The organism is Streptomyces sp. NRRL F-5755, assembly GCF_001279365.1.
In the GTDB taxonomy this organism is placed as follows: Bacteria; Actinomycetota; Actinomycetes; order Streptomycetales; family Streptomycetaceae; genus Streptomyces; species Streptomyces rimosus.
On sequence record NZ_LGCW01000077.1, the window covers coordinates 1 to 11,523 of the forward strand.

General features: G+C 72.3%; 8 protein-coding genes and 1 pseudogene. 3 read left to right on the top strand and 6 right to left on the bottom strand.

What is annotated here, in order from left to right; genetic code table 11:
• Window positions 1-256: pseudogene (locus tag ADK86_RS44360) on the top strand (hypothetical protein); the annotation flags it as partial.
• Between the two features lie 141 nt (window positions 257-397).
• Here ADK86_RS44360 and rarD read toward each other — a convergent pair.
• The 6 genes from rarD to ADK86_RS10935 all read right to left on the bottom strand — a co-directional run bounded on the left by rarD (window position 398) and on the right by ADK86_RS10935 (window position 8,899).
• Window positions 398-1,432: an EamA family transporter RarD gene (rarD, locus tag ADK86_RS10910; RefSeq protein WP_234345797.1), complete on the bottom strand. Its 1,035-nt coding sequence runs from the start codon at window positions 1,430-1,432 to the stop codon at window positions 398-400.
• 183 nt (window positions 1,433-1,615) lie between these two features.
• Window positions 1,616-2,710, bottom strand: coding sequence for a 2-oxoacid:ferredoxin oxidoreductase subunit beta (locus ADK86_RS10915; protein ID WP_053696394.1), 1,095 nt, complete (start codon window positions 2,708-2,710; stop codon window positions 1,616-1,618).
• Window positions 2,703-4,706, bottom strand: coding sequence for a 2-oxoacid:acceptor oxidoreductase subunit alpha (locus ADK86_RS10920; RefSeq protein WP_053696395.1), 2,004 nt, complete (start codon window positions 4,704-4,706; stop codon window positions 2,703-2,705). Before ADK86_RS10920 ends, ADK86_RS10915 begins: the two co-directional genes overlap by 8 nt.
• Before the next feature lie 274 nt (window positions 4,707-4,980).
• Complete coding sequence (locus ADK86_RS10925; RefSeq protein ID WP_003983379.1) at window positions 4,981-5,640, bottom strand: response regulator transcription factor; 660 nt, start codon at window positions 5,638-5,640, stop codon at window positions 4,981-4,983.
• Between the two features lie 315 nt (window positions 5,641-5,955).
• Window positions 5,956-7,269, bottom strand: a complete 1,314-nt coding sequence (locus ADK86_RS10930) for a sensor histidine kinase (protein WP_053696396.1) — start codon at window positions 7,267-7,269, stop codon at window positions 5,956-5,958.
• 289 nt (window positions 7,270-7,558) lie between these two features.
• Complete coding sequence (locus tag ADK86_RS10935) at window positions 7,559-8,899, bottom strand: sensor histidine kinase (RefSeq protein WP_053696397.1); 1,341 nt, start codon at window positions 8,897-8,899, stop codon at window positions 7,559-7,561.
• Window positions 8,900-9,042: 143 nt separating this feature from the next.
• Between ADK86_RS10935 and ADK86_RS40685 the strand changes: the two genes are divergently transcribed.
• Together ADK86_RS40685 and ADK86_RS10945 are read left to right on the top strand one after the other, a co-directional pair.
• A complete protein-coding gene (locus tag ADK86_RS40685) occupies window positions 9,043-9,717 on the top strand; it encodes an RDD family protein (protein ID WP_053696398.1) in 675 nt (224 codons plus the stop codon).
• A complete protein-coding gene (locus ADK86_RS10945; protein ID WP_053696399.1) occupies window positions 9,707-11,038 on the top strand; it encodes an EsaB/YukD family protein in 1,332 nt (443 codons plus the stop codon). The genes ADK86_RS40685 and ADK86_RS10945 overlap by 11 nt, the downstream gene beginning before the upstream one ends.
• Window positions 11,039-11,523: the final 485 nt, after the last annotated feature.

The window sequence follows — 11,523 nt, forward strand, 5'->3', positions numbered from 1 at the left end:
GTTCCTGCCCGCGCTCGGCATCCTGGTCTTCCTCGGCGCGCGCGGCGAGGCCGGGTTCACCAGCGGCGGGGGTGGGCCGATGCGGCTGCTCTGGCGGTGCCCCGGGGGCAGCCGGCCGCCCCGGGTATCGCAACGATCAGGCCGACCACGGCACCGGCCGCAGTGGCTTTCAGACCGCCGGAGCCACTGCCCCGGCTGCGGTCAGATCTTCGAAAACGCCTGGTCGCGCTGGGTCTTTCGGCTTTCCATGACATGAGGGGTCTCCGGATTCCGAACGTGGAGTGAACGGACCGTGCATGGCGCGAAGCTGATGGTGGGCGCGCCGTGCCCCGCTGACAAGGCGGAATCCGGACACCCCGATCCGCATAGCGCTCGCGGCGGACCGGGGTGTGCTGGGTCAGGGCTTGACGGTGTCCGCCTGGGCGGCGGACTGCGCCGTGGTGGTGGCCGGTGCCAGCGCGGCGGCCGTCTCCTCGACCGCCTCCTGGGCCGCCTTACGGGCGGTGGCCAGCGCCGTACGGGCCGAGCGGGCGGTACGGATCGCGTCGTACGTCAGCACCACCAGCGCCAGCCACACCAGGCCGAAGCCCGCCCAGCGCTCCGGCGGCATCTCCTCGTGGAAGACCAGCAGACCGAGGACGAACTGGAAGGTCGGCGCCAGGTACTGGAGCATGCCGAGCACGGTCAGCGGCAGCCGCACCGCCGAGGCGCCGAAGGCGATCAGCGGCAGTGCGGTGGCCACGCCGCAGCCCATGAGCAGCAGCATCTGCCCGACCCCGCCGCTGGTGAACCCGGCCTCGCCGCGCGCGCCGAGGAAGACCAGGATGCCGAGCGCGGGCAGGAACTGCATCGCCGTCTCGGCGCTGAAGCCCTCGATGCCGTCCAGCTTCACGCCCTTCTTGACCAGGCCGTACGTGGCGAACGTGAACGCCAGGGCGAGCGAGATCCAGGGCACCTGGCCGTACGCCACGGCCATCACGACCACCGCCGCGGTGCCCACGCCGACCGCCGTCCACTGCAACGGCCGCAGCCGCTCGCGCAGCACCAGGACGCCGAAGGCGATGCTGACCAGCGGGTTGATGAAGTAGCCCAGGCTGGCTTCGAGGACGTGCCCGCTGTTGACGGCCCAGATGTACAGGAACCAGTTGACGGAGATGACCGTGGCGCAGACCAGCACCAGGCCGAGCCGCCGGGGCTGCCGCACCAGCTTCGGTACCCAGGACCAGCGGCGCATCAGGGCCAGGATCACCACGGCCACCGGCAGCGACCACACCATGCGGTGGGCCAGGATCTCGGCGGGGGCCAGGTCGCCCAGCAGGTGCCAGTACAGCGGGAGCAGGCCCCACATCACGTACGCGGCGGTGCCGTAGACGAGTCCTGTGCGCTGGTCGGACTGGGGTGGCAAGGGGCCCTCCGGGAAATGCTGCTCCATTGCGCCGGCGGTGGTGCGGGTCGCGCTTTGAAGGTAACGCCCGGCAGGTCCCCTGTCATGCCCGTATCGGAATACGGTCATGACGCGGCCTGCGGGCGGTGCGGACCGGCCGAAAACAGCGGTGCCCGTACCGGACGTCCGAAGACGCCCCGTACGGGCACCGGAGGCGCGGTGGGCGGCCGCTCAGCCGACCACCGTCCAGGTGTCGTTGCCGGCGAGCAGCGAGGCGAGGTCGCCCTTGCCCTTCTGCTCTATGGCCGCTTCCAGCTGGTCGCTCATCAGCGTGTCGTAGACCGGGCGGTCCACGTTGCGCAGCACGCCGATGGGGGTGTGGTGCAGCGTGTCCGGGTCGGCGAGGCGGGACAGCGCGAAGGCGGTGGTCGGCGAGGGGTTGTGCGCGTCGTGGACGAGCACCGCGTCCGCGCCCTCCGCCGTCACGTCGATGATCTTCAGATCGCCGGTGGCCGGATCGCGTACCACGCCCTTGGAGCCGAGGCCGTCCTCGGCGGGCGCGCCGAAGCGGATCGGCTGCCCGTGCTCCAGGCGGATCACGGCCTCCTCGGCCTGCTGCTTGTCCTTGAGGACCTCGAAGGCGCCGTCGTTGAAGATGTTGCAGTTCTGGTAGATCTCCACCAGCGCCGTGCCCGGGTGGGCGGCGGCCGCGCGCAGCACGCCGGTCAGGTGCTTGCGGTCGGAGTCGACGGTGCGGGCCACGAAGGACGCCTCGGCGCCGATGGCCAGCGAGACCGGGTTGAAGGGCGCGTCCAGGGAACCCATCGGCGTCGACTTGGTGATCTTGCCGACCTCGGAGGTGGGGCTGTACTGGCCCTTGGTCAGACCGTAGATCCGGTTGTTGAACAGCAGGATCTTGAGGTTGACGTTGCGGCGCAGCGCGTGGATCAGGTGGTTGCCGCCGATGGACAGCGCGTCGCCGTCGCCGGTGACGACCCACACCGACAGATCGCGGCGCGAGGACGCCAGGCCGGTGGCGATGGCCGGGGCGCGGCCGTGGATGGAGTGCATCCCGTAGGTGTTCATGTAGTACGGGAACCGGGACGAACAGCCGATGCCCGAGACGAAGACGATGTTCTCCTTCGCCAGACCGAGTTCGGGCATGAAGCCCTGCACGGCGGCGAGCACCGCGTAGTCACCGCAGCCGGGGCACCAGCGCACTTCCTGGTCGGACTTGAAGTCCTTCATGGACTGCTTGCCCTCGGCCTTGGGCACCAGGGAAAGCGCCTCGATCGCCTGGGTCCCCTCCGCGATCGTCTCAGTCATTGATGGCCTCCTTAAAGACCTCCGCAAGCTGCTCGGCCTTGAACGGCATCCCGCTGACCTGGGTGTACGAGCGGGCATCGACGAGGTACTTGGCCCGCAGCAGGGTGGCGAGCTGGCCGAGGTTCATCTCCGGTACGACCACCTTGTCGTAACGTGCCAGCACCGCGCCGAGATTCCGCGGGAAGGGGTTGAGGTGGCGCAGATGCGCCTGCGCGATCCGCCCGCCGTCGCGGCGTACGCGCCGCACCGCCGCGGTGATCGGCCCGTACGTCGAACCCCAGCCCAGCACCAGGGTGTCGGCGCCCTGCACGGCGGCCGCGCCCTGGCCGTCGCGGACGGCGGCCTCCGCCGTCGGGTCGTCGACCTCCAGGTCCGGCACCGCGATGCCGTCGATCTTCGCCTGGCGGGTGCGCACCATGAAGTCGTGGTTGGCCGGATCGTAGGAGATGTTGCCCGTGCCGTCCTGCTTCTCGATGCCGCCGATCCGGTGCTCCAGGCCGGGCGTGCCGGGCACCGCCCACGGCCGGGCGAGGGTCTGCTCGTCGCGCTTGTACGGCCAGAACACCTCGGTGCCGTCGGCCAGCGTGTGGTTCGTGTCGTTCGCGAACTGCACGCGCAGGTCCGGCAGTTGGTCGAGCTCCGGGATGCGCCACGGCTCGGAGCCGTTGGCCAGGTAGCCGTCGGACAGCAGGAAGACCGGCGTGCGGTACGTCAGCGCGATGCGCGCCGCGTCCAGCGCCGCGTCGAAGCAGTCGGCGGGCGTGCGCGGCGCCACGATCGGCACCGGCGCCTCGCCGTTGCGCCCGTACATCGCCTGCAGCAGATCGGCCTGCTCGGTCTTGGTGGGCAGGCCGGTGGACGGGCCGCCGCGCTGGATGTCCACGATGACCAGCGGCAGTTCGAGGGAGACCGCGAGCCCGATGGTCTCCGACTTCAGCGCCACGCCCGGACCCGAGGTGGTGGTCACCGCGAGCGCGCCGCCGAAAGCGGCGCCCAGTGCCGCGCCGATGCCGGCGATCTCGTCCTCGGCCTGGAAGGTCCGCACGCCGAAGTTCTTGTGCTTGCTCAGCTCGTGCAGGATGTCCGAGGCCGGCGTGATCGGGTACGAGCCCAGGTACAGCGGCAGGTCGGCCTGCTGCCCGGCGGCGATCAGGCCGTACGACAGGGCCAGGTTGCCGGAGATGTTGCGGTACGTCCCGGTCGGGAACGCCTGGGTGGCCGGCGCGACCTCGTAGGAGACCGCGAAGTCCTCGGTGGTCTCACCGAAGTTCCAGCCCGCGCGGAACGCGGCGACGTTGGCCTCGGCGATGTCCGGCTTCTTGGCGAACTTCTGCCGCAGGAACGCTTCGGTGCCCTCGGTCGGCCGGTGGTACATCCACGACAGCAGGCCCAGCGCGAACATGTTCTTGGAGCGCTCGGCCTCCTTGCGGGACAGCCCGAAGTCCTTGAGCGCCTCGATGGTCAGCGTCGTCAGCGGCACCGGGTGGACGTTGTACGCCGACAGCGTGCCGTCCTCCAGCGGACTGACCTCATAGCCCACCTTCGCCATCGGCCGCTTGGTGAACTCGTCGGTGTTGACGATGATCTCCGCGCCGCGCGGCACGTCGCCCAGGTTCGCCTTCAGCGCGGCCGGGTTCATGGCCACCAGCACGTTGGGCGCGTCGCCCGGGGTGAGGATGTCGTGGTCCGCGAAGTGCAGCTGGAAGCTGGAGACGCCGGGCAGGGTGCCGGCGGGGGCCCGGATCTCGGCGGGGAAGTTCGGCAGCGTCGACAGGTCGTTGCCGAAGGTCGCCGTCTCGGACGTGAACCGGTCGCCGGTGAGCTGCATACCGTCACCGGAGTCGCCCGCGAACCGGATGATCACCCGGTCCAGGCGACGTACCTCTTTACCGCCGTTCTTCCCGCCGTCGGCTCCGGCGCCGGTCCCGGGAGCCTGCGGCTCCCCGGTGAGCGCTCCGTCGGCCTGCTCGGCTTGGCTGCTGACCTGGCTGGTCACTGCTTCGGACCTCCCTCGGGGCGGTGGCTCGGGACTCGTCGTGCCGACCGGTCGTCCCATGAACATCGTACGTGGGTAAGGGTCGCCTTCCCTGGGCCGATCACATGATGGACGCCCCCATGAGACGCCGTTCTGTCAGGATTTGTCATGGAACAACCGCCCCCCGGCCCCTTCTCCAAGACGCTCGCGCCTCGGCCATTGGTTCTACTCCTTAGGTCCCGGTCCGCCCCGCGGGCCGCCCGCAACCTGCGCAACTGGCGGCGTGTCGGATTTCTCAGGAGTTGAGATAGGTGAGGACGGCCAGCACCCGACGGTGATCCCCGTCACTCTGCGACAGACCCAACTTGAGGAAGATGTTGCTGACGTGCTTCTCCACCGCACCGTCGCTCACCACCAGCTGCCGTGCGATCGCGGAGTTCGTCCGCCCCTCGGCCATCAGCCCCAGGACCTCCCGCTCCCGTGGCGTGAGGTTCGCCAGCACGTCCTGCTTACGGCTGCGGCCCAGGAGCTGCGCGACCACTTCGGGGTCGAGCGCGGTTCCCCCCTCGGCGACCCGGACCACCGCGTCGACGAACTCCCGCACTTCGGCTACCCGGTCCTTGAGGAGATAGCCGACGCCGTGACTGGATCCCGCCAGCAATTCCGTCGCGTACTGCTCCTCCACGTACTGCGACAGCACCAGCACCCCCAGCCCCGGATGGTCGCGCCGCAGCCGCACCGCGGCCCGTACCCCCTCGTCCGTGTGCGTCGGCGGCATCCGTACGTCCGCCACGACCACGTCCGGCAGCCCGCCCTCGGCGGCCAGCTCCCCGATGACCTTGATCAGCGCCTCGGCGTCGCCCACCCCCGCGACGACGTCGTGTCCACGGTCGGTCAGCAACCGGGTCAGCCCCTCCCGAAGCAGCACCGAGTCCTCGGCGATGACCACCCGCACCCTGTCCTCCACGACTCTTCAAGCCCCCACGTTCCGTTTCTTCCCCACCCTGCGCCCCCCAGCATCCCAGCATCCGGACCCACCCGCCCCCCAGCGCCGGTAATAGGAGACGGCAGTCCGGAAGGTGAGGGGAGGGGGAGGGGCGGTCGTCCGGAAGGAGGCTGGAGGGGGTGGGGCATGTGGGGCGGGGAGCGTACGGGCTAGGTGTGTGCGGGCTGGGTGTGTACGGGTGGGTGCTCCCTCCCGCTCCGGGGTGAGCCGGGTCCGGAGCGGGGGAGCGGTTGTGGTGGGGATGGTTGTGGTGGGGGCGGCGGGTCAGCCGCGCCAGGGGAGTTCGGCGGTGATCGACGTCGGGCCGCCGACGGGCGAGTCGACGACGAGGAGGCCGTCGACCGAGCCGAGGCGCTCCGCCAGGCCCGCCAGTCCGCCGCCCGCTTCCGTGGTCGCGCCGCCCTGGCCGTTGTCCGTGACCAGGACCATGATCCGGTCGCCCGCGTGCCACACGTCCACGGTGGCGGCGGTCGCCCGCGCGTGCTTCGAGACGTTCTGCAGCAGCTCGGAGACGGTGAAGTACGCGATGCCCTCGATGGCCGCGGCCGGGCGGTGGTCCAGGTCCACCGCCACCTTGACCGGCACGGTGCAGCGGGCGGCGAGGGCCGACAGGGCCGGGCCGAGGCCGCGGTCGGTGAGGATCGCCGGGTGGATGCCGCGTGCCAGGTCCCGCAGCTCCTGGAGGGCTATCTTCACCTCGCCGTGCGCCTCGTCCACCATCTTGGCCGCGGCCTGCGGGTCCTCGGCCAGCTTCTCCTTCGCCAGGCCCAGGTCCATGGCCAGCGACACCAGCCGCGCCTGCGCGCCGTCGTGCAGGTCGCGCTCGATGCGCCGCAGGTCGGCGGCGGCGGTGTCCACGACCACCCCGCGGTCCGTCTCCAGCTCCGTGACGCGCGTGGCGAGCGGGGAGGGGCCGAGCAGGCCGTGGACCAGGACCCGGTCCACGTGCGTCAGCCCGCGTATCACCCACGGGCCGGCCAGGACCAGCAGCAGCCCGGTCGCGCTGGCCACCGCCATCCCGGCGGGGGTGTCCAGGTAGACGCCGTCGCCGTGTCCGTTGCCCCACAGCTGGATGCCGGGCTGGTCGAGGTAGGCGGGGAACGTCCACTGCCACACCGGGTAGAGCAGCAGCGTCCAGCCCACCGACCAGAACGTCACCGAGAAGCAGAAGGCGAAGATCGCCCAGGGGAAGTGCAGGATCGAGTACAGGAGATGGCGCCAGGAGACGCCGCTCTTGAGGACCGCGCCGACCCAGCTCAGGAAGCCCGGCTTGGCGGCGCGTATCGGCTCGGGATGGTCCACGTCCAGCTCCAGCAGGCCGCGCGCCCTGACCCGCTCCAGGGCGCCCATGCCCCGGCACCCCATCAGCGCGCCCGCGAGGACCGGTATGCCCAGGAAGGTGACCAGCAGGCCGGCGCCGAGCGAGACCATCGTGACGGCATAGCCGAACATCACGACCGACACGGGCAGGCTGAGGAGGAGGTAGAGGAACTCCCGCCAGGTGCGCCCCGAGAACGGGGCGCGCAGCGCGGTGGGTACGCGTGAGGCCGGGGGATGGGATCCGTACGCGGTGTCCATCGTCTCGTCGTCCGTTCTGCCAGGTCCGGGCCGGTCCGCCGGGGCGCTCCACCGCGCCTCGGCCATGTCCGGCTGCTGTCGCCGCCGGCGCCGCTGGTCCCAGCTCTGCCGGCTACCTCCAGCCTCCGCGCTCGGCGCCCTCCGCACCATGAGGGAAAACGCAGTCTTCACCCTGGGGTTTTCCCCACCCCCCCCGCGAGCTCGGCCTTCGTCAGCCGCCCCCACGAGCTCTGACTTCGTCAGCCGCCCGCGCCCTTCGGCCGGTGCTCGCGCACCCTTCGGCCGGTGCTCACAGGCTCTTCGACCGGCCCTCGCGCGCTCGGCCCGCCCGGCCCTGTCCCCGCTCGCGCCCCCGCCCGTTCTCCTTGCTCCGCCCCTTCTCCCTGCTCCGCTCCTGCTCGCGGCCCCGCCACGGCAGTTCGGCCGTCACCCGTGTCGGGCCGCCGACCGGGGAATCGAGGACGAAGAGGCCGTCCACCGATCCCAGCCGCTCCGCCAGTCCGGCCATGCCGCTGCCGCCGTCCAGCCGCGCGCCGCCCCGCCCGTCGTCCTGGACCTGGATCAGCAGCCGGTCCGGCGCGCGCCAGACCTCGACCCGCGCCGTCCGCGCGCCGCTGTGCTTGGAGACGTTCTGCAGCAGCTCGGAGACGGTGAAGTACGCGATGCCCTCGATGGCGGGCGCGGGCCGTTCCGCCACGTCCACCTCCACCTCGACCGGCACGGTGCAGCGGGCGGCGAGGGCCGACAGGGCCGGGCCGAGGCCGCGGTCGGTGAGGATCGCCGGGTGGATGCCGCGCGCGAGGTCCCGCAGTTCCTGAAGGGCGAGCTTCACCTCGCCGTGCGCCTCGTCGACCATCCGCGCCGCCGCGTCCGGGTCCTCCAGCAGCTTCTCCTTCGCCAGCCCGAGCCCCATCGCCAGCGCCACGAGCCGGGCCTGCGCGCCGTCGTGCAGGTCGCGCTCGATGCGCCGCAGGTCGGCGGCGGCGGTGTCGGAGACCGTCGCGCGGTCCATCTTCAGTTCGGCGATCCGCCGCTCCAGCTCGTCGGAGGGGGACAGCAGGCCGCGCACCATCATCCGGTCGGCGTTCGTCAGCCCGCGCGCGATCCAGGGCAGCACCGGCCAGGCCACGATGAGCGAGGCGAGCACGACCGGGAAGGTGAGGACCGACCACGGCAGCCGGATGAACGCGTACAGCGCGTGCCGCCAGCCGACCGGGTCCTTCAGCCGCACCCACAGCCAGGAGAAGAAACCGTTCCCCGCCGCACGCAGCGGGCTCGGCTCGTCCACCCGTACGCCCAACAGGCGCCGTGCGCGGGCCCGTTCCAGCTTTCCGTACTGGCGGCACACCAGGAGCCCCACCGCCAGCAGCGGCAGCCCGACGACGGTGAGGGACAGCCCGATCCCCGCCACCAGCCACACCGTCACCACGGCGAAGGCGGGCACGCCCAGCGGGAGATCGGTGAGCAGGTGCAGGACCTCCCGCCAGGTCGCGGGGGCGAGCGCGGCCCGCGGCGGCGGCAGGGGCTCGTCGGCGCCGTACCCCGCGCCGTAACCGAAGGCGGCCGGCGGCGGCGCGGCCGGGCCCGAGGGGCGGTCACGGCGTCGGTCATGAGCGGAGCGTGCGGTCATACGCCCTAGCTTGCCGGTCACCACCCGCAGCGACCATGGGGAACGTCGGTGACCCGGGGTGGGGTTTTCCTCACCCCGCCGCCTCCGGGCCCGCGACGGGCGCGGCTTGTGCGGAGGCGGCACGGGCGGCTTGGATCTGCGGCATGAGTGAGTACCAGCATGGCCCGTACGGACAGCAGGGACCGTACGGGCAACAGGGGACATATGGGCAGCAGGGCCCGTACGGCCAGCAAGGCGCGTACGGGCAGCAGGGCGCGTACGGGGGACAGGGCGCGTACGGGGCACAGGGGGCCTACGGGTACGGCCAGGCGCCGGGCCATGCGGGGCCGGGGCCGCAGGGCTATCCCTACGGAGCGCCGCAGGCGGGCGGGCCGCCCATGGCCATGCTGGGCAGTCAGGGCGCGCGGCTCGGGGCCCGGTTGCTGGATGTCGTCTTCCAGTTCGTCGCGATGATCGTGATGTTCGTGGTGGCCGGCCTCCTCCAGGCCGCGCTGCCGCGCGACGCGGCCGCGCTTCCGCCGTTGCTGATCGGCATCCCCGTCCTCATCGCCGTGGTCCTGTACGAGCCGTTCATGAACTGGAAGTACGGCGGCACGTTCGGCAAGCAGATCTGCGGCCTGCGCGTCGCCCAGTTGGACACCGGGGCGCCGCTGACGTTCGGGCGGTCGCTCGGGCGCTGGGCCGTCGTCTTCCCGATGGGGTTCGTCCCGCTGCTGGGACTGCTCAACGTGCTGTGGTGCTGCTGGGACGAGCCGTACCGGCAGTGTCTGCACGACAAGGTGGCCGGGACCGTGGTGGTCAGGCGCCGTGCGCAGTGAGGCCGGGGCGCGGATCGCGCTGCGGCGGGTGGTGCTGGCGGGCGAACGGCGCCGGGTCGACCTGGTGCTGCCCGCGCACGAGCCGGTCGGCACGCTGCTGCCCGAGGTACTGCGGGCGACCGGCGACCCGGTGGCGTACGGGCCGTCGCACTGCCGCCTGGTGACGGACGGCGGCGCCGTACTCGCCCAGGGCGATACGCTCGCGTCCGCGAACGTGCCCGACGGGTCCGTACTGCGGCTGCTCCGGGAACAGGGGGCGCCGATGCCGACCGCACCTGGAGGAGTGGGCGCGGTGACGGACGGCGGCCTCGACCTGCCCGCCTGGCGGTGGGGCGAACGGAGTCGGACGTGGACGGCGGTCGCGGCCGGGACGCTGCTGTCGGCCGTGGCCGGGCTGCTCGCAGCGCGCGCGTACGGGCCGGAGCAGGCCGGGCCGTGGCTCGGCGGGGCCGCGGTGATCATCGCCGGGGCCGGCGCGGCGGCCGGGACGCTGCTCGGCAGGCGCGTACCGGGTACGGCGCTGCTCCTGATGGGCGGCGCGCTCGGTGTGCTCGCCTCTTGGGACATGACCTCCGGCGGCGCGCCGCGCCTGGCCGCCGTCGGGCTGACGGTGGCGGCCGTGCTCGCGCTGCTCGGGCTCGGTACGGGCCTGGGGCGGGGCGGACTCGTCGGGGCGGCGGCGGTCGCGGCCACGGTGGGTGTGTGGGAAGCGGGCACGGCGCTCGCCGGCCCGGCGCGGGCGGCCGTCCTGATCGGCCTGGTGTCGGTGCTGGCGCTGGGCTCTCTGCCGCGGCTCGCCCTGACGTCGGCCGGGCTCACGCGGCTGGACGACCGGCGCTCCGAAGGTACGCCGGTCAGCAGCCACGGGGTCGCGGCGGCGCTGGGCGCCACGCACCGCGGACTCACCCCGGCCGCCGTCACGATGGCCGGGTCGGCGGGAGCGGCCGGGGTGGTGGCTCTCGAGGGCGCGTCCGGGACCGGCGACGGCTGGGCCGTGGCGGGCGCGGTGCTGCTGTGCGTCGTGCTGTTCTCAAGGGCGCGGGCCTATCCGCTGGTACTGGAGGTCGTGGCGCTGCTGGCGGCCGGTGCGGCAGTGTGCGTACGGCTGGCCCTGTTGTGGGCGGACGGTGGCAGCCCGGCGGGGGCGCTGATCGCGCTGTGCGTGCTGGCGGCGCTGCCGGTCGTGGCGCTCGCCGTACGGCTTCCGGAACACGTACGGGCGCTGCTGCGGCGCCTGACGGATGTGGTCGAGGTGGTGAGTGTGGTGGCGCTGATTCCGGTGGGACTCGGGGCGTCCGGGGTTTTCGACCGGTTGCTGTAGCTGTGACCGGGTGCCGTACGCGCTCGGAGCACCCGGTCGATCGAAAGCGGCGACCGGGTCGACCACAATGATCGGCCGCGACGGTCGAGCACATCGACCGGTCTGACCAGAAGGGGCGGCGGAGGGTTCATGTCGGGAGAGCCGGGGCGGCAGGGAGTGCCGGGGGAGATGGGGATGCCGGGGCGGGAGGGGGATGTGGAGCAGCCGGTGCCACCGGGGTCGCCGATACCGTCCGGGTTGCCGGGACCGTCGACGCCATCGGGGCCGTCGGTGCCGCCGATGCCTGGATATGCGCCGGGAGTGATGCCCGGAGCGCCTGGTGCGACTGATGCGTTCGGTGCGCCTGGTTCGCCTGGTGCGCCCAGAGTTCCTGGTGTCATGCCCACGGCGGGCGCCGGGCCGCTGCCCGCGGGTCCGCTGCCCACCGGTTTCCTGCCCACCGGTCCCCTGCCCGAGGCCGCGCCCACGCCCGTACCCGCTACTCC